This is a genomic window from Arthrobacter sp. NicSoilC5, from assembly GCF_019977395.1.
Classification (GTDB): Bacteria; Actinomycetota; Actinomycetes; order Actinomycetales; family Micrococcaceae; genus Arthrobacter.
Window position 1 is genome coordinate 2,161,894 of record NZ_AP024660.1, and the last position, 26,057, is coordinate 2,187,950.

Consider the following 26,057-nt stretch of genomic DNA (forward strand, 5'->3'; position numbering starts at 1 on the left):
GGTACGCCTTCCACGGGGGTGCGTTTTCCACATAGGGGTTTGAGCGAGCTGGGATTGTCAGAGGGTGCTGGAAGACTCTGGTTATGGAAGCGGTTGTGTGGGCGGCAGCAGTACTGAAGGCGGAACCTCAGGTGCCTTCCATCGCTGACGTCCTGAACCTGCTCGCCCGCGTCCCGGTCCCTGCGGATGGTGCGGGCATGATTGATCAGATTCGTGGGTTGGAGGATCTGAAGTCCTTGGCGGGTGCCCGGCAGGCTGATACCGCTGTCGCTTTTGATTTATCCCAGCGGCGGGAGCAGGCCGAGGCCGGGGTCCCGGCTGACGAGCGGGGCGCCGGGGTCGCGGCGCAGATCGCGTTGGCCCGGCGTGAGTCCCCGGCCCGGGGTTCCCGGTTGCTCGGCCTGGCCAAGGCATTGACCGGCATGCCGCACACGTTCGCCGCGTTCCGGACCGGCCTGTTGAGCGAGTGGCGGGCCACGCTGATCGTGAAAGACACCATCTGCCTGTCGTCCCCGGACCGGGCGGGGGTGGATGAAGAACTCGCCGCCGACACCGGCGCCCTGGACGGCCTGGGCGACAGGGCCATCATCGCCGCGGTCCGCGCCGCCGCGTACCGGCGGGACCCCGCCTCGGTCGCGAAGCGCGCCAGCCGGGCCATGGGCGAACGGTGCGTGAGCCTGCGCCCGGCCCCGGACACCATGACCTACCTGACCGCCCTGCTCCCCGCCGCCCAGGGCGTCGCCGCCTACGCCGCGTTATGCCGGGACGCCGACACCGCCCGCTCGAACGGGGATCACCGGTCCCGGGGCCAGGTCATGGCAGACACCCTCGTCCAACGCGTCACCGGCACCCCCGGCGGCGTGACCGGGGTCCAGATCCAGCTCGTCATGACCGACCACACCCTCCTGCAGGCCGGCGCCGAACCCGCACGGCTGCCCGGCTACGGCACCATCCCCGCCGAACAGGCACGGCACATCGCCCTCACCGGCGGATCCCCCGTGCCCACGGCCCCGGCGGCCGGGCCGGCGGGTGCGGAGGAACTCAAGCTGTGGGTGCGCCGGCTCTATACCGCCCCCGGCACCGGTGAATTGGTGGCGATGGACTCCACAGCCCGGCTCTTCCCGGCGGGGTTGAAGCGCTTCCTCCAGGTCCGGGATGACACCTGCCGGACCCCCTACTGCGACGCCCCCATCCGCCACCACGACCACATCGCCGCCTGGCACCATAGCGGACCCACCACCGCCGGAAACGGGCAGGGCCTCTGCGAAGCCTGCAACCACACCAAAGAAACACCGGGATGGACCGCAAAAGCAGTCCCCGGCCCGCGGCACACGGTAGCGACCACCACCCCAACCGGCCACACCTACCACTCCACAGCACCACCACTCCCCGGCACCGGCATGGGTAAGCGGCTCAATGAACAGCTTCTGCACGGGGAGTCCTCCCCACCCTGCCCTCCGGCACGAACCCTCTCCGTCCAGGTCCTGGGGCGGGTCCTGCCGTCCGAACCGGTCCGGCGTCCGGCTGAACCGGAACGACGACATAACGAGCTTCGGACCAGGCGAAGGGAACGCGCCGCCCCATAAAAGCTGCGCCATGGAACGCGGCTGCTCAATTCCACCACCCCGCCCGGGCAGCCTGACAACTGCGCTTTAAACAGCTCCACCCCGGAAGGAACCATGGGTTCCTTCCGGGGCAGAGCTACCACCCGCCGTCGGACGTCTGTGATGAGGAGGCACCATACAGACGGTCCGGAGCCGTGTCGGCGGGGTGGGGACTAGCTGCTGATGGCGGACTTCATTTCATCGGTCGCCTTCTTGCCGGCATCCTCCGGGGACAGCCGCTCGAAGAGGACTTCGGAGGTGTAGCGCTTGATGATTTCCTGGATGGCGCCCGCACCCTTCGGCGGCGGTGCCGGCGCCTCGCCGAGTTCGTCCTTGATCTGGTCGATGAAGTTGACCACCTTGACGTCGGCGGGGGTCAGTTTCGGCTGGATGGCTGCCCGGACCTCGGAGTTGGGGTAGACGCCGCGGTCTGCAAGCAGGGCCTCGCCGGCCTTGACGTTGTTGGTGAGGAAGTTGATGAACTTGGCGGTTTCCTGCGGGTGCTTGGTGCGCGATGATGCTGACCAGAACTGTGAGGCCTTGTACCAAAGCTCGGTGTCCGCGGATGATCCGGTCTTGGTGGGGAACCGCAGGATCTTCAAGTCCCCGCCGCTCGCCTTTTCGAGGGCCGGGGCCTGGTTAGACCACCAGAAGGCCATACCGTTCTTGCCTGTTGCCAGTCCGCTCTGGTCGAGCGGTGCAGCCTCGGCCTCCACCACCTCGGATGCGGACGGCACTGCCTTGTCCTTGCTGAGCTTCTTCAGGAAGGCCCACCACTCGGCGATGTCGCCCGGCTCGAAGCCCAGCTTGCCGTCGGACGTATACAGCGACTTGCCTTCCTGCCGGAGCCAGACTCCCAGGGATGCCTCGTCCGTTCCGTAGGCCGCCGCACCATAGGTTCCCTTGGGCGACTTTGCAGTGATCTCGGCGGCGATGCGGCCAAAGTCTTCCCACGTCCACTTGGTGTCGTCCGGAAGTGGGACTCCGGCAGCCTGGAAGACGGCGGGGTTGGCCAGGATGGTTGCAGCATTGATGCCGGCGGCGATGCCGGTCAGGCCTTTTTCGCCCTTGCCTGCGTTCAGTGCTGCCTCATCCAGCTTGGACGTGTCGATGTCGTACTTGGACAGGTCCAAAAGGGCACCCCGGCTTGAGTATTCCGTGATGTACTTTTCGTCCATCTGGATAACGTCGGGGGCATCGTTGGCCGCCACCTGCGTGGCCAGTTTGTCCCAGTAGCCGCTCCAGTCCCCAAACTCCGGCTTGATCTTGATCTTGGGGTTTTCGGCCTCGAACTGCTTGATTGCTTCCTGCGTGAGCTGCGCGCGCTTATCACCGCCCCACCACGAGAAGCGGAGCTCGACGGTGCCGTCCGCACTCTGCGGTGCGGCTCCTCCACCGCAGGCACTGAGGGCCATAACGGCGGCGACGGCGGCAACCGCGCCGGCCTTGCGGGTCCGGACACTGCGGGTTTGGGCACCGCGGCGTTGGGGGTCAGGGCCTGAAGCGGGTGCCCCTGCTGTTTGCTTGGCAGCAGATGCAGGACGGGGAAAAAGCGGCACTGTGTACTCCGATCTTCGTTGATCCAGGTGCGGGTGGTGGGTCTCAGCTGTGTGGTTGAGGGGCAAAACTCGGCGGCGGGACAGCAGCCTCCCGGCTGTGCGAAGGTCCCTGAAAGCGCTTTCTGGTACAGATACTACAAGTTCAACACTTGTAATACAAGATGCGTCGTGGCCGGTGCCGGGAATGTCTTGCCCAACGGCAAACGGCCCGCCACCAGGGCGGGCCGTTCAGACCGGGATTGTCTTTGAGTTTTACTTGATGCCCGTAGTCGCGATGCCCTTGATGAGGAACCGCTGGCCAAAAAGGAACACCAGGAAGACCGGCAGCAGCGAGACGATGGACATGGCAAACAAGGAACCCCAACTCGTGGCCGACTGGGAATCCACGAAAGCCCGGAGGGCCACCGGAACGGTGAACATGTCCGGATCCGTGAGGTAGATCAGGGCACCAAAGAAGTCGTTCCAGGTCCAGATGAAGGTGAAGATGGTGGTGGTGGCCAGCGCCGGCACCATCAGCGGCAGGATGACCCGCAGAAAGATGCGCGGATGGCCGGCACCGTCGATGCGGGCTGCCTCGTCAAGCTCCCGTGGAATACCACGGATGAACTGGACCATGAGGAAGACGAAGAATGCGTCCGTGGCCAGCAGCTTGGGCACCAGCAGGGGCCAGAAGGTGTTCACCCAGCCAATCTGCGAGAACAGGATGTACTGCGGGACGATTACCACGTGGAACGGCAGCATGATGGTGAGAAGCATGATGCCAAAGAACAGTTTCTTTCCCGTGAACTGGAGCCGGGCAAAAGCGTAGGCGGCCATGGAACAGGAAACGAGGTTTCCCAGGATGGAGCCGATCACCACGATGGCCGAGTTCAGCATGTAGTGGCCAAAGGGGTGGGTCAGGGCCGACCAGCCGGACGTGTAGTTGCTCATTTCCAGGCTGTTGAGCCAGAGGCCCGGCTCCCGGAAGATCATCTCGTTCGGCCGCAGCGATGACACCACCATCCACAGGAGTGGATAGATCATCAGCGCGCCGGCCAGGATCAGGATGCCGTGCTTCATGAGGGATTTGCCCCGCTGGGCCCGGCTGAAGGCCAGGGTTCCCCGGGACTCGCGGACCCGCGGCTTGCGGTTGTTAGGCTTGCCGGCACCCGCGGTCTTCTTGTCCGCGGCGGGCAGCGTCTCCAGGTTAGTCGTCATAGAAAACCCAATACTTAGAAGCGATGAAGTTGATGGCGGTAAAGACGCCGATGATGAGCAGCAGCACCCACGCCATGGCGGACGCGTAGCCCATGTCGAACTGGCCGAAGCCCTTTTGGTACAGATACAGGGTGAAGAACATGGTGGAGTCTGAGGGCCCGCCATTGCCGCCGGAGACGATGAACGCCTGCGTGAAGGACTGGAAGGACCCGATGATCTGCAGCACCAGGTTGAAGAAGATGATCGGGCTCAGCATCGGCATGGTGATCCGCCAGAACTGCTGGAGCGTGCTGGCGCCATCCACCTTGGCGGCCTCGTAGTACATGGCGGGAATCTGCCGCAGGCCTGCCAGGAAGATGATCATGGGTGCGCCGAAGGTCCAGACGTGCAGCAGGATGATCGATCCCAAAGCGGTGCTGGGATCCGAGATCCAACCCGGACCCTGGATCCCGAACATGGCCAGCACCTGGTTGACCAGGCCCGTGGTGCCAAAGATCTGCTTCCACAGGATGGCCACGGCAACGGATCCGCCCAGGAGGGACGGCAAGTAGAACACCGAACGGTAGAACGGGAGGCCGCGGAGGCCCTTGTCCAGCACGAGGGCTATGAGCAGTGCAACGGCGAGCTGCAGGGGGACGCCGACGAAGACATAGGTGAAGGTGACCCGCAGCGAGTTGTGCAGCCGGGCGTCACTGAGCATCCGGGTGAAATTGTCCAGCCCGGTCCATTCCGGCGGCTGCAGCAGGTTGTAGTCCGTGAAGGACAGGTAGAGGGACATCAGCATCGGGCCGATGGTGATGGCCACCAGGCCCACCAGCCATGGCAGCAGGAAGATGTAGGCGGCCTTGTTATCCCGCCTGTTGGCCTTCTTTTCCTCGGCGGTGACTCCGCCCTTCCGCCGGGTAATGGAGCTGAGCTCGCTGATGGCGCTCATCGGAGCTGCTCCGTCCGAGACAGGCACACTGCGTCCGGCGCCAGGGCCGGACGATGCGTCCTCGGGATGTGTTTTGCGGCCATGTGGTCTCCTTTGGTCATCGTGGCCTCCACGTTGCGGTCATCGCCAGGCGATGGGGTGTGCGGCACCTCCGGCACGGTCAGCTGCTGCCGGGAATGGCTGCGGATTCCGGCGCCGCGGGTGCCTTCGAAAATGCGGCTCGGTACCAAAGTAAACGCTTTCTTGACTCCTGTATAGCCCTTTGTTAGTTTTTGAGAAACCGTTTTCTGCTGGACGCATCACTCCACCCTAAATGAGAAGCCGAGGGGCACAACAATGAAGTTTGGTCTCAGAAAATCCGCCGTCGGAGTAACCGGCGCCATTGCCGCCCTGGCCATTGCCCTGACCGGCTGCGGCAACAGTCCCCAGGCGGGAAAGGTGGGGACGGCGGAAGATCCCGTCACCATCCGGTTCGCCTGGTGGGGCAATGACTCCAGGGCCAAAACCACGATGGAGGTCATCAAAGCCTTCGAAGCCGCCAACCCCACCATCAAGGTCCAGGGCGAAAACACCGAATACAGCTCCTACTGGGACAAGATGGCCACCCAGATCGCAGGTGGAACAACGCCCGATGTCATTGCCATGAGCGGCGCTTACCCCAGTGAGTACGCCAGCGGCGGCGTCCTGCTGAACCTGGACAAGGTCAAGGACCAGATCGACACGTCGAAGTTCGCGGAAGGCACCGTGGACCTGGGCAAAATCGATGGCAAGCAGTACACCATCACCGCAGGCGTCAATTCCATGTCGATGGTCCTGGACCCCAAGGTGTTTGAAGCGGCAGGCGTCCCCATGCCGGATGACGAAAAGTGGACCTGGGACGACTACGCGCAGATCGCCGCCGAGATCACCCGGAAGTCACCCGCCGGCACCTTTGGCACCACCCCCACGGCCAACGATTCCTTCCTTGCTGTCTGGGCCCGCCAAAACGGCGAAGATCTCTACACCGACGACGGGAAGAAAATGGGCATCAGCGAGGACACCCTTGCCCGCTGGTTCGAGCTCAACAAGAAGCTGATGGATACCGGCGGCGCACCTTCCGCATCACAGACGGTGGAGGACGGGTCCGCGCAGCCGGAGATGACCCTGATGGGGCAGGGGAAACAGGGCATGAAGATCTCCTGGAGCAACCAGATGACGTCCTACTCCGGCGCGCCCCTGGTCATGGCAAAGCTGCCGGGCGAGAGCGGCAAGCCGGGTGCCTGGCTCCGGTCCTCGATGGAATACGCCATCTCATCCAAGTCCGCACAGCCCAAGGAAGCGGCCCTCTTCATCAACTACCTGGTCAACAACATGGACGCCGCTTCAAAAATCAAGAGCGACCGCGGCATGCCCGCCAACACCGAACTCAAGGCCGGCATCACTCCCCTGCTGAAGGAAACCCAGCAAAAGGAAGCCGCCTACCTGGACCGCATCGCCGCCCTCAAAGTCCAGGCCCCCAAGCCGTTCCCGGCGGGATCATCGGCAACCATGGAAGTTTTGAACCGTTACAACACGGATGTACTCTTCGGGAAGATCTCTCCGCGCGACGCGGCCAAGGGCATGATCTCCGAGGTAAACCAGAACCTCTCCTGACCGCAGCGCCCAACGGCGGCAGCAGGCAGGACCATCACCGAAAGGAGCCGGCCACATGACTCCAGCACGGCCCAGCGCCATCGCGGGCTATAACGACTGGCCGGCCTACGTAAGAAACAACCCGCGCCATCAGGCCCCAACCGCCGCGGCGCAGGAGCTTTCGGACGCGCTGGGCGTACCGGGCGCGGGCGCACTGCCGGAGGTCACGGTGCACTGGGAGGAAACGTACGACGGCGCCACCACCTCCCAGCTCAGCTGGCAGTTGGGTTTCGGGCCACGGACTACGGGCTGGCTGGTGCGGCCGGCTGGACGTCCCGGTCCCCTGCCGGGCGTCCTGGCTCTCCACTGCCATGGCGGCAACAAGTTCGGCGGCGCGGACCGGCTGGTGGACCTCCCGGAAAGCCACCCGTCGGCGGCCGCCGCCCGTGCCGGGCTCTATGACGGGCGGGCCCTGGCCACGGACATCGCCCGCCGCGGTTTCGCAGTGCTGGCCCACGACACCTTCGCCTGGGGCAGCCGCAAATTCGACCTCTCAACGCCGCCGTGGCGGACCGCCGCCGCAGCGGCGGCGAGGCAGGCGCAGTGGCGGGAGGACGGCGTCGTACCCACCGACGCGGACCAATACAATGCCGCCGCCGGCTTCCACGAGGACACCGTGGCCAAGGCCGCAGGCCTGCTGGGCACCAGCCTGGCCGGCATGGTGGCGTACGACGACCTCGCAGCCCTGGAAATCCTGGCAGCCCTGCCCGGGGTCGACCCGGAGAACCTGGGCTGCATCGGGTTCTCGGGCGGAGGTGGCCGGTCGCTGGCCCTGGCAGCCCTCAGTCCCCGAATCCGGGCCGCAGTGGTGACCTGCATGATGACCACCTTCGAGTCCCTCCTCCCCGCCTACCTGGATGCGCACTCGTGGCTGCTGCAGACCCCCGGGCTGTGGAGGCTGGGCGATTGGCCGGAGCTTACCGGCCGGTCAGCGGCCGCCCAGTTCCTGGTGCAATACGCTCTAGCGGATGAGCTCTTCCCGGAGGACGGGATGCGCCAGGCGCACCACCTGCTGGAATCCCTGCACGCCGGTACGGACAAGTACACAGGCGCCCTTTGGCCCGGGGGGCATATCTTCACTGGGCCCATGCAGGACGAAGCACTCGAATTCCTGGCCCACACCCTGGCCCTCCGGCCCACCTACAACACATCCCAAGGACCGTTATGACCACACAGCACTCCGCCGCCGCGGACCAGCCGCAGCAGCAGGCCGCTTCCCCAGCCGTCCCGCGGGTAGCCCTGGTGGGCGTGCACGGCTTCGGCGAGCGCCACCTTGCCAACCTGTCCCGGCTCGAACAGGCCGGCGCCCTGGAACTGGTGGCCGTCGCCGATCCCAACCCGCCGCAAGCCGGCACCCTCGCCGCCCCGGTGGCCGTGTTCCCCGATTTGGATGGACTGCTGGCCGCCCGGCCGGGGGTCGACGTCGTCATCATTGCCACGCCCATCCAGACCCATGCCCCGCTGGCGGTAACCGCGCTGGAAGCCGGGATGGACGTCTACGTCGAAAAGCCGCCGGTGGCCTCCCTGGCACAGTTTGAAGAGGTCCTTGCCGCTGCCCGGAAAAATGGGCGGCTGGTCCAGGTTGGCTTCCAGAGCCTGGGGTCCCACGCGTTGCCTGCCATCACGGAGATGGTGGCTGCCGGGGATGTCGGCACCGTCCTGGGCATCAGCGCCACCGGCCAGTGGCTGCGGACCAAGGCATATTTCAAGCGCTCGCGCTGGGCCGGGAAGCGCACCCTGGACGGCACCGATGTGGTGGACGGCGTGGCAACAAATGCGCTGGCCCACGCCGTTGCCACTGCACTCCACGTCGCCGGCGCCCGCACCCTGGCAGATGTGGCCTCCGTGGAAACAGACCTGTACCGGGCCCACGGGACCGAAAGCGACGACACGTCCGTACTCCGCATCCGCACGGCCAACGGAGCCACGGTGCTGTGCGCCCTGACCCTCTGCGCCCCGGAACAGCAGGATCCCACCGTGACCGTCCACGGAACCCTGGGCGACATCACGCTTTCCTACACAAAAGACGAGGTGGTCATCACCACTGCCGATGGCGAACGCCGCGAGACATATGGCCGCACCGACCTCTCGGAGAACCTGCTGGACGCCCGCGCCACCGGGGCGCCGCTCCTGTCCGCGCTGCAGGACACCGGCGCCTTTACCGCCGTCCTCGAAGCCATCCGCACCTCCCCCGCGCCCGCCCCGATCGACCCCGGATCCATTTCCTGGGAAGGCGCGGGCGACGACGCCCACCCGGTGGTCCAGGGCATCAGCGACCTCATCGGACGGTCCGTCAAAGCGCAGGCAACGTTCGCCGAGCTCGGTGTCCCGTGGGCGCGGGCCATTCCGCCCGTCCGCACGCTGACCATGGACAGACGGCCGGTGGCGGACTGCCAGGATGGCAGCCACATCCGCGCGGTCTCCTCCCCGCGGCCCTACCTGCACCCCGTCAGGACCCTGGGCGGCACCGTGGTGACGGACCACCAGCCGCTGGACCACGTATGGCACCTTGGTGCCGGCGTGGCCCTGCAGGACGTGGACGGCGTGAACTTCTGGGGCGGCCGCACCTATACCCGGGAGGCCGGAGCGTACGTCTGGCGCCCGGACCACGGCACCATCAGCGCCACGGCCGTACAGCAGACCGATGCGGCCGGCGGGCACGGGGGCACGCTTCAGGAAACCCTGAGCTGGAACGGCCCGGACGGCGCCCCGATCCTCCTGGAGGAACGCTCCTGGGCGTGGTCCGGCGTCGCGCCCTCCACGTGGCGCCTGTCCCTCGACTTCGCGCTGTCCCCTGCCGGCAGTACGCCTGTCAGCCTGGGCAGCCCGGGCTCCAATGGCCGCTTTGAAGGCGGCTACGGCGGCTTCTTCTGGCGCCTGCCGGCCTGCGACGCCGCCACGGTCTGGACGCCCGATGGCAGTGGCGAGGCGGAGACCCACGGCAGCGTCACGCGCTGGCTCGCGTGGTCGGGAACGTTCGACGGCGGCCCGGCCACCCTGGTGTTCGTGGCCCCGGAAAGCTGCACGGATCCGTGGTTCGTCCGCGTGGAGGGCTACCCGGGCGTAGGCCAGTCGCTGGCATGGGAGGCGCCCGTCATCGCCCAACCAGGCGAGCCGGTCCGGCGGAGCGTCACCGTTTTTGTGGCCGACGGCAACCTGGCCACAGCCGATATCGAAGCACTGATCAACCACCAGGGGGACCCGTCATGACCCAGACAACAACCGCAGCCGCTCCCCCGCAGGAGGCACGGCTGGCTCCCGGGTCACCGGCGGACCGCACCGTCAAGCGCCAACGGGTGGTGGACATCCTGGACGCCGCCGGGCGCGACTCGCTGCTCCTCACCACCAATACCGCGTTGACCTGGTATCTGGACGGCAGCCGGGTCCACATCAGCCTGGCCGGCGATCCGATCGCCGCCGTGCTGGTGGACCGGGACGGCGACCATCTGGTGACGTTCAACAACGAAGCCGGCCGCATCGCCGCAGAGGAGCTCCCGCTGGGGGTCAACCTGCACACAGTTCCCTGGCACGCCAACCTCCTCCAGGCCGCCGCGGCGCTTGGCACTGGTTCCCGGCCACCCCTGGGCGAAGGCGATGTCGCTGCCCAGCTGCGGGCCGCCCGCCAGCAGCTCCTCCCGGCGGAGAGTGCCCGGTACTCGCTGCTTGGCGCCGAGCTGGCCGGCATCATGACGGACGTCCTGTCCGCCGCCCGTCCGGACACCACGGAATTCGGCCTGGCCTCGGCGCTGGCCGCCCGCGTGGTGGCGGCCGGCGCCGAACCGCTGGTGCTGCTGTGCAACGGCAGTTCCCGCAGCGGCTTCCGGCATCCACTGCCGACGCATGCATCCCTCGGCCGGCGCGCCATGGCGGTCGTGTGTGCCCGCCGGGATGGCCTGGTGGCCAACATCACCCGCTGGGTAAGGTTCGACGCCGGCCCCCCGGAAGAGCGCGACGCCGAGGCCCGCATCGCCGCAGTGGAAGCGGACATTTTCGACGCCACGGTTCCGGGGGCGCGGCTGGACAGGATCTTTGGGGAGATCCAGTCCGCCTACGTGCGCCACGGTTTCGGGGCGGACCAGTGGGAGCAGCACCATCAGGGTGGTCCTGCCGGTTATGCAGGACGCGACCCCCGGGTCACCACAGATGTCTCCGACGCCGTGGTGCTGGACCAGGCCTTCACCTGGAACCCGTCCGGGCCCGGCGTCAAGATCGAGGACACCGTGCAGCTCACGGAGTCCGGGCTTCACGTCCTCACCGTGGACCCGCGCTGGCCGACAGCCACGGTGAACGGCCTGGACCGGCCCCTCACCCTGCAGCTGTAGGCAGGCCGCCAGGCACACAGAAAACCCCGGGACCGAGGTCCCGGGGTTTTCCGTTGGTGGTTGGGCTTACGGGTTCCTGGGCCTAGGGAAGCCGCAGTTCGCCGTCCACGCGGCGCGGGACGCGCAGGGGGTTGGCCTCCCGCAAGGCCGGGTGCAGCACTTCTTCCGGGGCGTCCTGGTAGGCCACCGGGCGCTGGAACCTGCGGACCGCCGTGGCGCCCACGGACGTGAACAGCGAGGTGGTGGCCGGGTACGGTCCGCCGTGCTGCTGGGCCCAGTTCACGGCAACGCCCGTGGGCCAGCCTTCGAACAGGACCCGGCCGGCGAGCCCGGACAGCTGCTCCACGAGCGCACCGATCTCCTCGCCGGGCTGGGCATGGAGTGTGGCGGTCAGGCTGCCCGGCACCTTGGCCAGGACCGCCGACAGTTCCTCCTGGTCCGCATACTCGATCACCATGGTGGTGGGGCCGAAGCACTCCTCCAGGAGCTGCTCCGGGCGTTCCAGCACCTTTGCGGCAGTGGTGGAGAAGACAACCGGCGCCGCACCGTTGGCCGAAGCATCCTGGTCCACGGTGCCGCCCACCACGTCCACGCCGTCCACCGACGCAAAGCTGCGCAGGCCGTCCGGGTAGGCCTCGGCGATGCGGCTGGTGAGCATGCCGTGGGCCGGCTTATCCTTGCTCGCCTCCGCAACGTGTGCTGCGAACCCCGTCCCGGCAGGGATGAATACGACGCCCGGCTTGGTGCAGAACTGGCCCGCGCCCAGGGTGAAGGAGCCGGCCAGCCCCGCGGCAAGTTCGGAGGAGCGGGCCTGCAGGGCTGCCGCGGTGATGACCACGGGGTTCAGGCTGCCCAGTTCCCCGTAGAACGGGATGGGGTCGGGGCGTGAGGTGGCAAGGTCGAACAGGGCACGGCCGCCGGGGATGGAGCCGGTGAAGCCCACGGCCTTGATGGCAGGGTCCTGGACCAAGGCTGTGCCCACCTCGCGGCCGCTGACCAGCGCGAACAGGCCCTCGGGTGCACCGGCGCCGCGCAGGGCCCCGGACACGATTTCAGCGGTGCGTTCCGACAGGCGCAGGTGCCCGGAGTGCGCCTTGACGATCACGGGGCAGCCGACGGCGAGGGCTGAGGCGGTGTCTCCGCCGGCCACGGAGAAGGCGAACGGGAAGTTCGACGCAGAGAAGACGGCAACGGGGCCGATGGGCTTGAGGATCCGGCGGAGGTCCGGCTTTGGCGGGGTGGCTGACGGATCCGCGTGGTCGATGATGGCCTCCAGGTAGGAGCCCTCGGTGATCACGCGGGCGAACAGGCGTAGCTGCCCCGTGGTCCGGGCCACCTCCCCCGTAAGGCGCGGCACCCCCAGGCTGGTCTCGGCGTCCGCAATGTCCACCAGCTCGGCGGCGTTGGCATCCAGGGCGTCCGCTACCGCGTTCAGCCAGCCGGCGCGTTCGGCGTCGGTCGCCGCGGCGGAGGTCCTGGCCGCTTCCGTGGCGGCAGCGGTGAGCTCGGACAGGGAAAGGGTTGCAGTTGTCACGTCAGGTACCTGTTCGTCGTCGTTCGGAAAGTAGTGGTCACAGCGCCTCCCGGAAGCGGAGTCCCAGCCCCTGCCGGTCCGCCGTCGCCAGCCTGCTGTTTTTGAACCGGACCGGTGACGGGCCGGCCAGGAGGCCAAGCTGTTCGAAGGATGCCTCCTCGACGTCCTCCACCATGGTGGGCTCCGCCAGGGTCAGGGCCAGCTGCCCGGACAGTTCCGGCAGCAGGTGCGGCATGACCTTGATGCTGTGGGTCCGTGCCAGCTCCACGATCCGCCGGAACGGGGTGATGCCACCCACCCTGATGATGTTGGGCTGGATGATGTCCACCGCCTCCGCCTCGATGAAATCGCGGAACCGGTAGATGGTGTGCAGGTTTTCGCCCAGGGCTATGGGCACCGGCGAGTGTTTCCGGAGCCTCCGGCAAGCCCAGAGATCGTCCGCGCGGAGGGGTTCCTCCAGCCAGTCCAGCCCGTACCCGGCGAGGACGTCCAAGGCGCGGAGGGTGGTGGGCAGGTCCCACCGCTGGTTCGCATCGATCATGAGCCGGCGGTCCGGGCCCAGCACGGTGCGGACGGCGGCAACCCGTTCTGCGTCCTCGCGGAGGTCCGGCTTGCCCACCTTGATTTTCACGGCTCGATGGCCTGCGGCGACCCAGCGTTCGGTCTGCGCCACCAGCTCCTCCAGGGTGTAGTGCAGGTTCACCCCGGAGCCGTACACCTCCACCGAGTCCTGCCGCTGGCCGAGGAAGCCAGTCACGGAGGTGCCGGCACTGCGCGCCTGCGCATCCCAGAGGGCCAGGTCCACGCCTGCCATCGCGATGGTGGTGAGTCCCCCGCCACCGGCCTCGTGCAGCCGCTTCCACAGCGCGTCCCACACCGGCTCCGGCGCAGCCGGAAGGCCGGTGACAAAAGGTGCGATGTCGCAGTCCAGCAGCGCCTTGACTGCCTGAGGACCGATGGTAGGTGTCCAGGAGAAGCCAAAGCCCGTGCCGCCGTCGTCCGTGTGAAGCTCGGTGGCGATGACGTGGTTCTCCGGCGCCTCCACACCCCAGCTGCGGCGCAGCGGAACGGTGAGGAGCCTGGTGGACAGTCCGGTGATGCGGGGAACGGTGCGGACGGTTTCCGCCGCCGGTGCTCTCATCAGCGGCCGGCCAGCTCGTAGCCCCTGGCGAGGATGGCCTTGAGCTCCACCAGCTGCTCCCCGCTGGGATCCACCAGCGGCGGCCGGACGGACCCGACGGGAAGTCCACCCAGCCTCAGGCCGGCCTTGATCAGGGAAACGCCGAACCCGGGCGTCTGGTCGCGGAGGCGTACCAGGGGTGCGTAAAAGCCCTCGAGCAAGGCGTTGCGCCGGTCCTCGTCCCCGGAGACGTAGGCGTCGTAGTAGGCCTTGGCGATTTCCGGGGCCATGGCAAACGCGGCCGAGGAATACAGCGGGATGCCCAGCCCGCGGTAAGCGCCCTGCGTCAGCTCGGCGGTGAGCAGGCCGTTGAAGAATGCGAAGTCTTCCCGGCCGGAGGCCCTGACAGCGGACACGATCTCCTGGGCCAGGCCCACATCTCCCAGGCCATCCTTGAAGCCGATGACCTTCGGATTGGCAGCGAGCTTGGCCATGGACGCGGCGGTGAACCTGGCGTTGCCGCGGTGGTAGACAATGACCGGCAGGCTGCTGGCATCCGCCACGGCCTCGATGTACGCCACCAGCCCGTCGGTGGGTCCGGTCACCAGGTAGGGCGGAAGTACCAGGAGGGCGTCGGCGCCGGCCTCCTCGGCGGCGCGGGCGGCGGCGAGGGCGTGGCCCAAGGGTCCGCCCGCACCGGCCACCACGGGGACTTTTCCGGCGACAACCTCCACGGCAGCCGCCACGACGGTGCGGACCTCGTCGATGCTGAGGGCATGGAATTCGCCAGTGCCGCAGGCGGGGAACACGCCGCCGGGTCCGAAGGGAAGCCGGGAGCCGATGTGTTCCTTGAGCATTTCCACGTCAACGGCGCCTTCGGCCGTGAACGGGGTGACAGGGAAGAACAGTACGCCGTCGAATTTCATGGTGTCTCCTTGCCTCCGCCGCCGGCGGTAACCAGGGCGGTGGCCTCGTCGTTGAGGGTGGGCTTCAGTTCGGTGCGCCAGCTGCGCCTGGGCTGCCAGCCGAGCAGCTCCCGGGCCTTGGCTATGGAAAAAGCGGGGCTGGTGCCGGTCAGGCCGGAGCTCAGCGCGTCGCTTCCCGGGAGGAATGCGGGCATCAGCTCCGCGAGCGGCGCCGTTGCGAGCGCGTCAGCTGCCCCCACGAAGAAGGTTTCCCCGTTGGGAATGTCTTCCATCTTCTGCAGCAGCACGTCCAGGAAGTCCGCAACGTCCCGCGCATCCACATAGTTGAACAGGGCCGGCGCGGAGAGGGCGGGGTCGGCGAGGCGTTCGGCGAGGGTGTGCCCCTGCTGCGTCGGGGCCCCTTCCCATTCTTCCGGCGAGATCACAAAGCAGGGCCGGAACGCTGCATAGCGGATCTTCTCCCCCTGGGCGGCGGCGAACATCTGCACGGTTTGTTCGGCAATGTGCTTGGACAGCGCGTAGGCGTTCCAGGGCTTTGGCGGCGTGCGCTCGTCCAGCGGGAACGACGGCGGCAGCCAGCCGGCCGGGCAGCCGTAACCAAGGACGGTGGGGCTGCTGGCCGTCACCACCTTGGGGACGCCCAGCTCCGTCGCCGCACTGATGACGGCGAAGGCGAGCCGGGTGTTGGTGGCGAAGATGACGTCCTCGGGCGCACTGAACGGTACGGCGATCGCTGCAAGGTGGATGACGGCGTCGGGCCTTGACGCCCCTATCAGCCGCAACGCCTCACCCGGGGCAAGAAGGTCGGCGGTTTCCTGCACGACGCCGGGCGGCAGCAGTTCCGCGGGCACGGCCTCGCGGTCCACCGAGATGACGTGGTGGCCGGCCTGGGCCAGCCCGGCCACTACGCTGCGGCCCAGGCGGCCGGAGCCGCCGGTGACAAAAATCCTCATGGTCTTCCCCTACTTCCCGCGGCGGAGATCGACGCCGAGGTCCAGATCCTCGACCCGTACGGGCAGTGACGTCTCCAGGGACCGGTTCCCGGCGATGCCCACGGACACAGAGCGCAGCCCGTCCAGGTAGCCGGAGGGGCGGCCCAGCGGGTCTTCGCCCGGACCGTTGAAGAGGTCGGAAAGCAGCAGTTCGTCGCCGCCGCCGTGGCCGCCCTCGCCGTTGATGATGGGCACCTCATAGGCAGCGTCCCAGTGGCGTTGGACCACCAGGCGCTCGCCGTTGCGGCGGACTGCGTCCTCTTCCTCAACCGGCGTTGCGCTCGGGTCCACCACGGTCTTCTGGTCGGTGCTGTGCCGGACGGCGGCACGTTCCACCACTTCAAGCTCGGCGCGGCCCTCGGTTCCGTTGACCGCGACCCGGTAGCCTTCCCAGGGGCTGTGGGCATTCAGCGAGTAGCTCAGCCGCGGTCCGCCCTGGTATTCCACCACCAGTGCCAGGTTGTCCTCGATGGTGATGCCACCGGTGAAGACATCCTGGTCGCGGCGGTAGCCGTCGTAGTGCTCGTTGTCCAGGAACAGCGCTTTGAGCCGTTCATCTTCCCTCAGGTCCAGCGCAAAGGGGTCCTTATCCGCAGTGGGGGCATCGGCGTCGGGCGTTCCGCGTTCGGGGCGGGGTCCAAGCCCGCGCTCGGCAGCGTTCTTGTCGCCATAGAACTTCAGCCCACCAGAGGCGAAGACCCGCTCCGGCACGTCGTCGATCCACCAGTTGACCAGGTCGAAGTGGTGGGAGGCCTTGTGGATGAGGAGGCCGCCGGAGTTCTTCTTTTCGCGGTGCCAGCGGCGGAAGTAGTCCGCGCCGTGCACGGTGTCCAGGACCCAGCTGAAGTCGACGGAGGTGACCTTGCCGATCACGCCGCTCTGGATGATTTCCTTCAGCGCGCTGTTGCGTGGCGAGTAGCGGTAGTTGAAGGTGACCACCACGTTGCGGCCGGTCTCGTGGACGGCGTGGACGATGCGGCGGCAGCTTTCGGCGTCAATGGTCAGGGGCTTTTCGACGACGACGTCCGCACCGGCCCGGAGCCCTTCCACGATGTAGTCGGCGTGCGTGTAGTCCGGCGTGGTGACGATGATGCGGTCGATGTTGTTCGCCTGGACGAAACCGGTGAGCTGGGCAGGGTCGAACGACGCCACCGGTCCGGGCGCGCCCAGTTCCTGGATGAGCTTCTGGTAGAACTCCACGCGTCCGGGGTTCACGTCCGAGAAAGCCACCAGCTCGGCGGTGTCCGCGTGCTTGCCGTAGATGGCACGGATGTACATCTCGGAACGGCCGCCGGTGCCGATCAGGGCAATCCGGGCTTTCCCGCCCCTACGGGCGGCGGTGCCTGCAGCGGCAGCGGTCTCAGCGCCGGCGGCTCTGCCGGTCTCTGAAGCAGCTGCGGCCGACGTGGTCTCGGCTGTGTTGACCATTGGGGTCCCTTTCGAAAAAGCTCATGTCCCGCGGTGGGGCGGCGGTGTTCCGGCAGCGGTACTGTGCTGCACCGTGGCGGAGGGCTGAGAAAGCGTTTTCTCATTGCTCTATAAGAGTTTTATCAACCTGTCGGCAGATCCGTCAACCACTTCCAGAAAAGGAAGAAAGCGGTTTCCGGGCCTTCCGCATGCAGCACCGGCAGCGCCGCCGGGAAAACGGCCGGGAAAAGGATAGAAATCGGTTTCCCACTCCCGTATATGCTGTCTTCCAAAGCACCTGCCATGAAGGCCGGAGCCCCTGGACGCCAAGCAGTCCCGGGGGGCGCCGGCCGACGGCGCAAACGAAGGGTTCCCTATGGCCAGGAAATCGGCAAGCGGCCGGATCGGCATCGCGGATGTCGCCGTCAAGGCGGGAGTCTCCCACGCCACCGTTTCGCGTGTCATGAACGGCAACTTCACCGTGGACCCGGACATCGCGGCCAGGGTCCGGGCGGCAGCCGCAGAGCTGAAGTACCAGCCCAACCCGGTGGGCCGCAGCCTGGCGCTGGGCAAGACGGACACCATCGGCATCGTGGTCCCGGACCTGGCCAACCCCACGTTCCAGGCGATCCTCCGCGGCCTGAGCCGGGCCGCTGCGCAGGACGGCTACCGGGTCCTCATTGCAGACTCGTTTGAAGTGTCCAGTGAGGAATCCATCCTGGCGGGTGAAGCGCGGCGGCGCTGCGACGGGCTGGTCCTCTGCGCCCCGCGCATGACTGACGCGGAACTCGAGGAGATTGCACCCTCACTCCACCCGCTGGTGCTGATCAACCGCACCACCACGGCGCCGGGAGTCCCCAGCCTGGTGGTGGACTACGGCCAGGGCGTCCAGGACATCGCCGAACACCTGGTGGAACTCGGCCACACCCGCCTGGCCTTCCTGGCCGGCCCGCCCCGCAGCGCCTCCAATGAGATGCGGCTCAAAGGCCTGGAGACATTCAAGGCAGCCCACCCCGAAGTGGACGTCACCATGCTGGAGGGCGGATCGGACTTCGACACCGGACATGGGGCCGTGGATGCCGTCCTGGCCAGCGGGGCCACCGGAATCCTGGCCTTCAATGACCTGGTGGCCATGGGCCTGATGAGCGGCCTCCATGAGCGGGGCCTGGACGTCCCCGGCGACATCTCGGTGACGGGCTTCGATGACATCCCCTTTGCCAGATATACGACGCCGGCGCTCACCACCGGCGCCGTCCCCATCACCGAGCTGGGCGAGCAGGCATGGCACCAGCTCCGGGCGCTGATCCGCAAGGAAGGGAACGACACCCCCGGCGGCCGCTACCAGCCGCGCCTGGAAGTCCGGGCCAGCACGGGACCGGCAAAGGCGCCGCGCAGCACGGTCCACGGCTGATACCTAGGCAGCCGGCGGCTTCAGGAGCACATCAATGAACTCGCGCAGCCCGTCCGCCACGTCCACGTCCTTGTCGTAGAGCCACTGCAGCTGCAGGCCGTCGGAGACTGCCACCACCAGCTTGGCCAGGTCGCCGGCGGGCAGGTCCGAGCGCGCCTCCCCGGCAGACTGGCGGCGTTCAATGTCTGCCGCCAGCACGTCAACCACCTCGGCGTAGCGCTCCTTGAAATAGGCGTGCGAATCGTGCCCCGGGTCATTGGCAGTGGCTGACGCCACGGCATACAGCGTGGTAAGCCCGGGCTCACGGCGGTTCCGCTCCGCGGAGCGCACCATCAGCGCCAACCCTGCCTCCTCGGCGCCCATTGCCGCGAGGCTGCGGCGGTCCCGCTCGGCCAGGACCGCCGTCAGCAGTTCCTGCTTGCCCCGGAAGTAGTGGAAAAGGGTGGCTTCCCTGACCCCCACCAGCTCTGCCACGCGCTTCAGCGCCGTGCCTTCAAAACCTTCAGTCGCGAAAACGTCCGTAGCCGTTTGGATGATCTGTTCGCGGCGTTCCGCTCCCTTGGCGTACTGGCCGCGCGGCTTTGATGAAGGCATCTGGCCAGTGTATTTCACGTGGAATCGACAAAACCTAGTCAGACTCGGTTTTTACCGGTACCATCTTTCGCAGGGCCCAATGGAGGGCCACTTTTTGTCAGGAGGCACCGTGGCCGTCAAGACCATCACCGGGGATTCAGCAGGGTTGCCTGCCGGAATCCCTTCAAGCAGCATTTCACCGTCCAGCACTGTTTCAGCCGCTCCCTCCGGAGCGCCCACCCGGACACCCCGCGCCTACGTGATCGGCATGCCCATTGCCAGCGCCGGGCTTTGGATGGCCGTCCTCGCTCCGGCCCTGGTGGTGCTGGCCATCAAAGTTTCAGAAATCACCACACCGGAAACGCGTGCAGGTGCGCTCAGCCTGGTGGCCGGCGTCGGAGCCCTCATTGCGCTCCTGGCCAACCCCTTCTTCGGCCGGTTAAGTGACCGCACAACATCCCGCTTCGGCATGCGCAAGCCGTGGATCGTGGGCGGGTCCCTGATTGGACTGGCATCCCTGGTCCTCCTGGGCTCCGCCACCAACGTCACCGGCGTCATGGTTGCCTGGGTCATCGCCCAGCTCGGCTTCAATGCAGCGCTGGCGGCCCTGGTAGCCACGCTTCCGGACCAGACGGCACCCGCCGAACGCGGCCGCCTCTCAGGACTGATCGGGATGACCCTGCCGGTGGGCCTGGTCGCCGCCGCGTACTTCGCCCAACTGTTCGACAACGCTTTCCAGATGGCGGTGGTCCCCGGCGTCGTAGGGACCGCCGTGACGCTCATCTTCGCGTTCACCTTCAAGGACCGTGTACTGACGGAAAAGCCGGCCCCGCTGAACCTGAAGGAAATTGCCGGCTCCTTCTACTTCAACCCCCGCACCTACCCCGGCCTCGGCTGGGCCTGGTTCACCAAGTTCCTGGTGTACGTCGGCTACTGCGCCGGACTGCTCTACCTGCCCTACTTCTTCGCCGACCACCTGCACGTAGCAGAAACCGCAGTCCCGGCCCTGGTCTTCCAGGCCACCTTGGTCAGCTCGGCCGGAACCGTGGTCACCAGCATCGCCGGCGGCTGGCTCAGCGACCGGATCGGCAAACGCAAAGCCATGGTCATCGCCTCCGCCATCATCATGATGGCTGGCCTGATTGTCATTGCCACCAGCAGCACCACGGACCAGGTCCTGGTGGGACAGGCCCTGGCCGGCCTGGGCCTCGGCTGCTTCGGGGCGGTCGATGTGGCCCTCATCGCGGACCTCCTGCCCGGGAGCCAAAGCGAGAACGCCAAGACCTTCGGCGTCTTCAACATCGCCCAGGCCCTGCCCCAGTCCCTGGTACCGGCCATCGCCTTCCCCGTCATCACCCTTGGCGGCTACCCCGCCCTCTTCATCGGCGGAGCCGTCGTCGGCATCATCGGCGCCGTCCTCGTCACCCGCATCAAAGGAGTCAAGTAAATGAATCCCACGCTCTCCCCCGCCGTCACTGCTCCCCCCGCCGGTTCACCGGATGCCGAAGCGCGCCTCCTTGACCTGGCCAAGAGCCTCACCCTCGAAGAACAGATCCAGCTGCTGACCGGCGCTGACGTCTGGGCAACCCACTCCCTGCCCTCCATCGGCCTCTCCCGCGTGGTCATGTCCGACGGCCCGGCAGGTGTCCGCGGGGAAGACTTCGACGAGCGGCACGACTCCGTTTCCCTGCCGTCGTCGTCTGCCCTGTCCGCCACCTGGAGCGTGGAGACCGCCCGCCGCTACGGCCAGGTCCTGGGCCAGGAGGCTCGCCGCAAGGGCGTCCACGCAGTCCTGGGCCCCACCATCAACCTGCACCGGTCCCCGCTGGGCGGCCGCCACTTCGAGTGCATGAGCGAGGACCCCCGCCTGACCGCCACCATGGCGGCAGGGTACGTTGCCGGAGTCCAGTCCATGGGCGTAGGGGCAACACCCAAGCACTACATTGCCAACGAGGCCGAAACCGAGCGTTTCACGTCCAACTCAGTGGTGGACGAGCGCCCCCTGCGCGAGCTCTACCTTGCAGCCTTCGAGGACGCCATCACCGAGGCCCGCGCCTGGCTGGTGATGAGCTCCTACAACTCCATCAACGGCACCACCGCCAGCGAAAACGACCTGCTGAAGACGCCACTGTCCACCGAATGGGGCTTCGACGGCGTCGTCGTGTCCGACTGGACCGGTGTCCGATCGGTGGAGGCCGCCAACGCCAACCAGGATCTGGAGATGCCCGGGCCGGTGGGCCACTGGGGACCCAAGCTGCTGGCCGCCGTGAACGATGGCCGCGTGAGCAGGTCCGCGATCCTTGAAAAGGTGGTCCGTATCCTGCGGCTCGCCGCCCGCGTCGGCTCCCTCGAGGGCGTCTCCCCCTCCGTCACGGAGCTGCCGGCACCCCTGAATGCCGCCGCCGTCGCCCGCGAAGTGGCCGTGCGCGGCGCTGTGCTGGTGCGCAACAAGGACAGCCTGCTGCCGCTGGATCCGCAGGCGCTGGCGAGCGTCGCCATCAGCGGCCACAACGCGGAGGAGGCCCGCACCCAGGGCGGCGGCAGCGCCACCGTCATGCCCAAGCAGAACATCTCACCGCTTGAAGGCCTGCGCGCGGCGCTGCCCGAAGGCGTCCGCGTCAGTTACGCCCGCGGCGCCAAGGTGGCGGAAGGCCTGCAGCCCTTCCCCCGCACCTCGCTGCACAACCCCGTATCCGGCGTGCCCGGCCTGCGGGTGACCTTCCTGGCCGGCGACGGGACCGTCATCTCGGGTGAGGACCGGCTGGCGTCGCACCTGATCTGGTTTGGCGTCGGCATCCCCGAGGGCGCAGCGGCCATCCGGATGGAAACGGAGTGGACCGCGCCGACGGCCGGCATCCACCACCTGGGCATCGGCACCGTCGGCCGGGTCCGCCTGTCCCTGAACGGTGACGAGGTGTTCAACGGCGGGCTCGAGGATGACACCGACGTGCTCGGCGCGGCCCTTTTCGACCCGCCCAAGACCGTCCACCCCGTCACCACCGACGCCGCCGGGGACGCGGTCCGCATTGAGGCCGTATACGACCTCCCCGCGGACCAGGTCATCCCCTTCACGGCCATCCTCCTGGGCGAGGAAACGGTGGTGGACGACCCGCAGGCAGAGATCGACGCCGCGGTGGAGGCTGCCCGGACCGCCGATGTGGCGGTGGTGGTGGTGGGAACCAGTGCCGCCATCGAATCCGAGGGCTTTGACCGCAAGGACTTGGACCTTCCAGGCCGGCAGAACCAGCTGGTGGAAGCGGTGGCGGCGGTGAACCCGCGCACCGTGGTGGTGGTGAACTCCGGCTCGCCCGTCATCATGCCATGGCTGGACAAGGTGGGCGCCGTCCTGCTCGGCTGGTTTGGCGGCCAGGAATTCGGCCGTGCCATCGCCGACATCCTGCTGGGCGTCGAAGAGCCGGGCGGCCGCCTTCCCACCACCTGGCCTGCGGCCCTGGCCGACGTCCCGGTCCTGGACACCACCCCGGTGGACGGCAAGGTGGTGTACTCCGAGGGCATCCACGTCGGCTACCGTGCCTGGCTCAAGCAGCAAGCTTCGGGCGGTGCCGCACCGGCCCTTCCCTTCGGCTACGGCCTGGGCTACACCACGTTCGAGCTCGGCGCCCCGCATGCGCGGGAGTCGGTCCCGGCCGGCGCCGACGTCGTCGTCCACGTTCCTGTCCGCAACACCGGCAGCCGGTCCGGCCGTGAAGTAGTGCAGGTGTACCTGGACCGGCCCGTATCCGCTGTGGAACGGCCTGTCCGCTGGCTGGCGGGCTACGCGGGCACCCACCTGGCGCCGGGCGGCACCGAGAGTGTGGAAGTCCGGATTCCGGCCCGCTCCTTTGCGCATTACGACGGCGGCTGGCAGTTTGAGCGCGGCACCTTCCGGATCCTCGTGGGCCGTCATGCCGAGGACGACTTCCAGGAATTGGCGATCGAGGTCCGCTAGCCCACTGTGCCGGGCTGGGCGGGGTTATCCCTGCCCAGCCCGGCTTCTTTGTAGAACCCTTTGATATGGCCCGACACCAGCTCCGCCGCCCGGCCGCCGTCGCCGTTCCTGACCGCAGCCAGGATGGCGTGGTGCTCGGCGTGCAGGCGCGAGGCAGTTGCCTTCCAGTCCGGCAGGTTGCCCGTCAGTTCCGCGGCGTACCCCTGGATGGATTCGCGGAGCGAGCCCATCATGGCGCTGACCACTGCGTTGCCTGCGGCGTTGGCCAGGGCCAGGTGGAACCGGACATCGAGGGCCAGGAATTCGCCCACGGGCAGGCCTTCCGGAGCGTCCATCGCCGCCAGGAGCGTGGCCGCATCCTCAAGCTGCGGCGCATCCCGTCGGGCCCTCGCAGCAGCCCACGACTCCAGCAGGACCCGGGTCTCCACAATGTCCGCCACGGGCAGGTGCTGGGTGGCCACGTGCAGCCGAAGGGCTGAGCCGAGGGCGGCGGTGGGATCCGAGATCACCACTGTCCCGGCATCCGGGCCGGAGCCAACGCCGGACCGCACCACGCCCATGGCTTCAAGAATCCGGATGGCCTCCCGCACGGAGGTCCGGGAGACCTGGAGCTGTTCTGCCAGCGCGCGCTCCGCCGGGAGCCTGCCGCCTACGGCCAGGTCGCAGGCTGACAGCCGATCCTCGATCCAGTGCAAAACCAGCTGGTGGGTGCGCATACCAAAAATAGTAGTTGATGTGGTTGGACCACATGTCCTAGAGTGTGGTTGGACCATAGGAGGACCCATGACCCACACCATCCAGCCCAACAACCCGGAGGCTACCCCGGCTCCGGAGGCCACGGACGTCCCCGCAGCCCCGGCACCTGCCAAGGCTCCGTCGTCGGCTGCCCTTCCCGGTTTGGTGCCTCCAGCACTCAAGCGCCGCGTCCCCAAGTACTCGGACCTGGCGCCCCTGATGCAGTTCAAGAAGCCCGGATTCAGCAAGGCTGCCCGGCTGCAGCGGGCCAGCACCATTTGGGAACTCCGCGACATCGCCAAACGCCGCACCCCGAAGGCGCCCTTCGACTACACGGACGGCGCCGCCGAAGAGGAAATCACCCTCCGCCGCGCCCGCCAGGCTTTCCTGGACATCGAGTTCCGTCCGGGCATCCTGCGGAACGTCTCCAGCATCGACCTCAGCACCGAGATCCTGGGCAAGCCGTCGCGGCTGCCGGTCGGCATCGCCCCCACCGGCTTCACCCGGATGATGCAGTCCGAGGGCGAGTACGCCGGCTCCCAGGCCGCGGAAGCCGCCGGCATTCCCTACACGCTGTCCACCATGGGCACCGCCTCCATCGAGGATGTGGCCGCCGCCGCGCCCAACGGCCGCAACTGGTTCCAGCTGTACCTGTGGACGGACCGGGACCGCTCGCTGGAACTGATCGAACGCGCTGCCAGGGCAGGCAACGACACCCTCATGGTCACGGTTGACACCGCCGTGGCCGGTGCCCGGCTCCGGGACGTCCGCAACGGTATGACCATCCCGCCGGCGCTGACGCTCAAGACCGTCCTGGACGCCTCCTACCGGCCGGCCTGGTGGTTCAACTTCCTGACCCATGAGCCCCTGACGTTCGCCTCACTGTCCCGCTACACCGGCACGGTGGCGGACCTGATCAACTCGATGTTCGATCCCACCCTGACCTTCGGGGACCTGGACTGGCTGCGGGAAACCTGGAAGGGCAAGCTGGTTGTCAAGGGCATCCAGACGGTGGAGGACGCCCGCCGCGTGGTGGATCACGGCGCCGACGGCATCATCCTGTCCAACCACGGGGGACGCCAGCTGGACCGGGCCCCTATCCCGTTCCATCTGCTCCCCGAGGTCAAGCAGGCCTTCGCTGCGGACAACGCCACGGCGGCCATCATGCTGGACACCGGGATCATGAGCGGCGCGGACATCGTGGCGGCGCTGGCCCTGGGCGCCGACTTCACGCTGATCGGCCGCGCCTACCTTTACGGACTGATGGCCGGCGGCCGCGCAGGCGTGGACCGGACCCTGCAGATCCTGGAAAAGGACATGGCCCGCACCATGGCCCTCCTGGGTGTCAGCCGCGTTTCCGAACTCACCCCGGAGCACGTGCGGCTGCTGGCCAGGTAGGCCCTGCTTCTTCCGGCCGGGCCCTACTTCTTGCGTCCGAATTTCGGCAGGTTGGGGAGGCTGGCCAACAGGTCGGCCGCCTTGGTGGCCGCCCGGCCAACGGTGCGTCCGATCTGCTGCGGAACGGTATCGTCGCTCAGCGGGGCGGCTGTCCCGCCGGGAATCACGACGGCGGGGCTCAGCTCGGCGCCTTCCCGCACCAGCAGGGGCGCGGGGACCTCTTCCCGGGGTTTCTGCGTCACCGCCGGCTGCGCCGCCCTGGGGGCCGGCGGCAACGAAGCGGCCGCAGCGGCAACGCCCTCCTGCAGGTGGGCGGGGACTTCCGGGGCGGCCTCTGCCTGCGCGGCGGGTGACGGGACTGCTGCTGACTGGTCCGCGCCGGACGGTGCGGCGGCGGCGCTGCCGGCGGTGCCGACGTCGAACGTTTCCAGCCAGCTGGCGATGCCTTCCAGCGGTCCCCGGTTCAAGGCGTAGTAGCGCTTCTGGCCCTGCGCCCGCATGCTGACCAGCTGCGCTTCACGGAGGACTTTCAGGTGCTTGGAAATGGTGGGCTGGCTCGCCGCCAGTTCCTCCACCAGTTCCCCCACGGCTTTATCTCCTGCCCGAAGGGCCACCAGGATGTCCCGCCGGGTGGATTCCGCTATGACGGCAAATACGTCGTCTGTCACCATGCCTCCCACCCTAGCGACATATACGTCTAAAGGCATCAACTATTTCGGCGGCGC

Annotated in this window: 20 protein-coding genes; 9 read left to right on the plus strand and 11 right to left on the minus strand. The window is 67.5% G+C overall.

The genetic code is table 11. The annotated features are described in order from the left end of the window. Positions 1–83: 83 nt before the first annotated feature. Positions 84–1,586 (plus strand): HNH endonuclease signature motif containing protein, encoded by a 1,503-nt coding sequence (locus LDO22_RS10170; RefSeq protein WP_224026996.1) that lies wholly within the window; start codon positions 84–86, stop codon positions 1,584–1,586. Positions 1,587–1,777: 191 nt separating this feature from the next. Here the strand turns inward: LDO22_RS10170 and LDO22_RS10175 are convergent, their stop codons facing one another. The 3 genes from LDO22_RS10175 to LDO22_RS10185 all read right to left on the minus strand — a co-directional run bounded on the left by LDO22_RS10175 (position 1,778) and on the right by LDO22_RS10185 (position 5,294). Beyond that, positions 1,778–3,163 carry an extracellular solute-binding protein gene (locus LDO22_RS10175; protein WP_224026997.1) on the minus strand — a complete coding sequence of 462 codons (1,386 nt, stop codon included), beginning with the start codon at positions 3,161–3,163 and terminating at the stop codon, positions 1,778–1,780. 252 nt (positions 3,164–3,415) lie between these two features. Beyond that, positions 3,416–4,360 carry a carbohydrate ABC transporter permease gene (locus tag LDO22_RS10180; RefSeq protein ID WP_159630781.1) on the minus strand — a complete coding sequence of 315 codons (945 nt, stop codon included), beginning with the start codon at positions 4,358–4,360 and terminating at the stop codon, positions 3,416–3,418. Further along, positions 4,350–5,294 (minus strand): sugar ABC transporter permease, encoded by a 945-nt coding sequence (locus LDO22_RS10185; protein WP_224026998.1) that lies wholly within the window; start codon positions 5,292–5,294, stop codon positions 4,350–4,352. Before LDO22_RS10185 ends, LDO22_RS10180 begins: the two co-directional genes overlap by 11 nt. A gap of 336 nt (positions 5,295–5,630) precedes the next feature. Between LDO22_RS10185 and LDO22_RS10190 the strand changes: the two genes are divergently transcribed. The 4 genes from LDO22_RS10190 to LDO22_RS10205 are packed head-to-tail and all read left to right on the plus strand — an operon-like array spanning position 5,631 to position 11,287. After that, a complete protein-coding gene (locus LDO22_RS10190) occupies positions 5,631–6,926 on the plus strand; it encodes a sugar ABC transporter substrate-binding protein (protein ID WP_224026999.1) in 1,296 nt (431 codons plus the stop codon). 55 nt (positions 6,927–6,981) lie between these two features. Next, positions 6,982–8,133, plus strand: coding sequence for an acetylxylan esterase (locus tag LDO22_RS10195; protein WP_224027000.1), 1,152 nt, complete (start codon positions 6,982–6,984; stop codon positions 8,131–8,133). After that, positions 8,130–10,175, plus strand: a complete 2,046-nt coding sequence (locus LDO22_RS10200) for a DUF6807 family protein (RefSeq protein ID WP_224027001.1) — start codon at positions 8,130–8,132, stop codon at positions 10,173–10,175. The genes LDO22_RS10195 and LDO22_RS10200 overlap by 4 nt, the downstream gene beginning before the upstream one ends. Further along, positions 10,172–11,287 carry a peptidase M24 gene (locus tag LDO22_RS10205; RefSeq protein ID WP_224027002.1) on the plus strand — a complete coding sequence of 372 codons (1,116 nt, stop codon included), beginning with the start codon at positions 10,172–10,174 and terminating at the stop codon, positions 11,285–11,287. The genes LDO22_RS10200 and LDO22_RS10205 overlap by 4 nt, the downstream gene beginning before the upstream one ends. A gap of 82 nt (positions 11,288–11,369) precedes the next feature. Here LDO22_RS10205 and LDO22_RS10210 read toward each other — a convergent pair whose 3' ends face one another. The 5 genes from LDO22_RS10210 to LDO22_RS10230 are packed head-to-tail and all read right to left on the minus strand — an operon-like array spanning position 11,370 to position 17,287. After that, positions 11,370–12,821 (minus strand): aldehyde dehydrogenase (NADP(+)), encoded by a 1,452-nt coding sequence (locus LDO22_RS10210; protein ID WP_224027003.1) that lies wholly within the window; start codon positions 12,819–12,821, stop codon positions 11,370–11,372. Between the two features lie 37 nt (positions 12,822–12,858). Continuing rightward, positions 12,859–13,962: a mandelate racemase/muconate lactonizing enzyme family protein gene (locus tag LDO22_RS10215; protein ID WP_224027004.1), complete on the minus strand. Its 1,104-nt coding sequence runs from the start codon at positions 13,960–13,962 to the stop codon at positions 12,859–12,861. Beyond that, positions 13,962–14,867: a 5-dehydro-4-deoxyglucarate dehydratase gene (locus LDO22_RS10220; RefSeq protein WP_224027005.1), complete on the minus strand. Its 906-nt coding sequence runs from the start codon at positions 14,865–14,867 to the stop codon at positions 13,962–13,964. The genes LDO22_RS10215 and LDO22_RS10220 overlap by 1 nt, the downstream gene beginning before the upstream one ends. Then, positions 14,864–15,820, minus strand: a complete 957-nt coding sequence (locus LDO22_RS10225; protein ID WP_224027006.1) for an NAD(P)-dependent oxidoreductase — start codon at positions 15,818–15,820, stop codon at positions 14,864–14,866. Before LDO22_RS10225 ends, LDO22_RS10220 begins: the two co-directional genes overlap by 4 nt. Before the next feature lie 9 nt (positions 15,821–15,829). Continuing rightward, positions 15,830–17,287 carry a Gfo/Idh/MocA family oxidoreductase gene (locus LDO22_RS10230; protein WP_224027007.1) on the minus strand — a complete coding sequence of 486 codons (1,458 nt, stop codon included), beginning with the start codon at positions 17,285–17,287 and terminating at the stop codon, positions 15,830–15,832. Between the two features lie 355 nt (positions 17,288–17,642). Here LDO22_RS10230 and LDO22_RS10235 point away from each other — a divergent pair, with 355 nt between their 5' ends. Beyond that, complete coding sequence (locus LDO22_RS10235) at positions 17,643–18,677, plus strand: LacI family DNA-binding transcriptional regulator (RefSeq protein ID WP_159630757.1); 1,035 nt, start codon at positions 17,643–17,645, stop codon at positions 18,675–18,677. Positions 18,678–18,680: 3 nt separating this feature from the next. Here the strand turns inward: LDO22_RS10235 and LDO22_RS10240 are convergent, their stop codons facing one another. After that, positions 18,681–19,271: a TetR/AcrR family transcriptional regulator gene (locus tag LDO22_RS10240; RefSeq protein ID WP_224027008.1), complete on the minus strand. Its 591-nt coding sequence runs from the start codon at positions 19,269–19,271 to the stop codon at positions 18,681–18,683. A gap of 109 nt (positions 19,272–19,380) precedes the next feature. On the opposite strand from LDO22_RS10240, the gene LDO22_RS10245 reads away from it, so the two are divergent. Continuing rightward, positions 19,381–20,697 (plus strand): MFS transporter, encoded by a 1,317-nt coding sequence (locus LDO22_RS10245; protein ID WP_224027009.1) that lies wholly within the window; start codon positions 19,381–19,383, stop codon positions 20,695–20,697. Continuing rightward, positions 20,698–23,199, plus strand: a complete 2,502-nt coding sequence (locus LDO22_RS10250) for a glycoside hydrolase family 3 C-terminal domain-containing protein (protein ID WP_224027010.1) — start codon at positions 20,698–20,700, stop codon at positions 23,197–23,199. Here the strand turns inward: LDO22_RS10250 and LDO22_RS10255 are convergent. After that, on the minus strand, positions 23,196–23,915 hold the full coding sequence (locus LDO22_RS10255) for an FCD domain-containing protein (protein WP_224027011.1): 720 nt from the start codon (positions 23,913–23,915) through the stop codon (positions 23,196–23,198). The two genes, LDO22_RS10250 and LDO22_RS10255, sit on opposite strands and share 4 nt — an antisense overlap. Positions 23,916–23,982: 67 nt before the next feature. Here LDO22_RS10255 and LDO22_RS10260 point away from each other — a divergent pair, with 67 nt between their 5' ends. Then, positions 23,983–25,332: an alpha-hydroxy acid oxidase gene (locus LDO22_RS10260; protein ID WP_275182120.1), complete on the plus strand. Its 1,350-nt coding sequence runs from the start codon at positions 23,983–23,985 to the stop codon at positions 25,330–25,332. Positions 25,333–25,355: 23 nt separating this feature from the next. Here the strand turns inward: LDO22_RS10260 and LDO22_RS10265 are convergent, their stop codons facing one another. Continuing rightward, entirely contained in the window at positions 25,356–26,003 is a 648-nt protein-coding gene (locus tag LDO22_RS10265) for a metalloregulator ArsR/SmtB family transcription factor (RefSeq protein ID WP_224027012.1), read from the minus strand. Between the last annotated feature and the right edge of the window lie 54 nt (positions 26,004–26,057).

What these genes read in the sequence shown, in the direction of transcription:
- LDO22_RS10170 (WP_224026996.1), top strand. Translation starts at nt 84, where the DNA reads ATGGAAGCGGTTGTGTGGGCGGCAGCAGTACTGAAGGCGGAACCTCAG.
- LDO22_RS10180 (WP_159630781.1), bottom strand. Translation starts at nt 4,360, where the DNA reads ATGACGACTAACCTGGAGACGCTGCCCGCCGCGGACAAGAAGACCGCG.
- LDO22_RS10185 (WP_224026998.1), bottom strand. Translation starts at nt 5,294, where the DNA reads ATGAGCGCCATCAGCGAGCTCAGCTCCATTACCCGGCGGAAGGGCGGA.
- LDO22_RS10190 (WP_224026999.1), top strand. Translation starts at nt 5,631, where the DNA reads ATGAAGTTTGGTCTCAGAAAATCCGCCGTCGGAGTAACCGGCGCCATT.
- LDO22_RS10195 (WP_224027000.1), top strand. Translation starts at nt 6,982, where the DNA reads ATGACTCCAGCACGGCCCAGCGCCATCGCGGGCTATAACGACTGGCCG.
- LDO22_RS10200 (WP_224027001.1), top strand. Translation starts at nt 8,130, where the DNA reads ATGACCACACAGCACTCCGCCGCCGCGGACCAGCCGCAGCAGCAGGCC.
- LDO22_RS10205 (WP_224027002.1), top strand. Translation starts at nt 10,172, where the DNA reads ATGACCCAGACAACAACCGCAGCCGCTCCCCCGCAGGAGGCACGGCTG.
- LDO22_RS10215 (WP_224027004.1), bottom strand. Translation starts at nt 13,962, where the DNA reads ATGAGAGCACCGGCGGCGGAAACCGTCCGCACCGTTCCCCGCATCACC.
- LDO22_RS10220 (WP_224027005.1), bottom strand. Translation starts at nt 14,867, where the DNA reads ATGAAATTCGACGGCGTACTGTTCTTCCCTGTCACCCCGTTCACGGCC.
- LDO22_RS10225 (WP_224027006.1), bottom strand. Translation starts at nt 15,820, where the DNA reads ATGAGGATTTTTGTCACCGGCGGCTCCGGCCGCCTGGGCCGCAGCGTA.
- LDO22_RS10230 (WP_224027007.1), bottom strand. Translation starts at nt 17,287, where the DNA reads ATGGTCAACACAGCCGAGACCACGTCGGCCGCAGCTGCTTCAGAGACC.
- LDO22_RS10235 (WP_159630757.1), top strand. Translation starts at nt 17,643, where the DNA reads ATGGCCAGGAAATCGGCAAGCGGCCGGATCGGCATCGCGGATGTCGCC.
- LDO22_RS10240 (WP_224027008.1), bottom strand. Translation starts at nt 19,271, where the DNA reads ATGCCTTCATCAAAGCCGCGCGGCCAGTACGCCAAGGGAGCGGAACGC.
- LDO22_RS10250 (WP_224027010.1), top strand. Translation starts at nt 20,698, where the DNA reads ATGAATCCCACGCTCTCCCCCGCCGTCACTGCTCCCCCCGCCGGTTCA.
- LDO22_RS10255 (WP_224027011.1), bottom strand. Translation starts at nt 23,915, where the DNA reads ATGCGCACCCACCAGCTGGTTTTGCACTGGATCGAGGATCGGCTGTCA.
- LDO22_RS10260 (WP_275182120.1), top strand. Translation starts at nt 23,983, where the DNA reads ATGACCCACACCATCCAGCCCAACAACCCGGAGGCTACCCCGGCTCCG.
- LDO22_RS10265 (WP_224027012.1), bottom strand. Translation starts at nt 26,003, where the DNA reads ATGGTGACAGACGACGTATTTGCCGTCATAGCGGAATCCACCCGGCGG.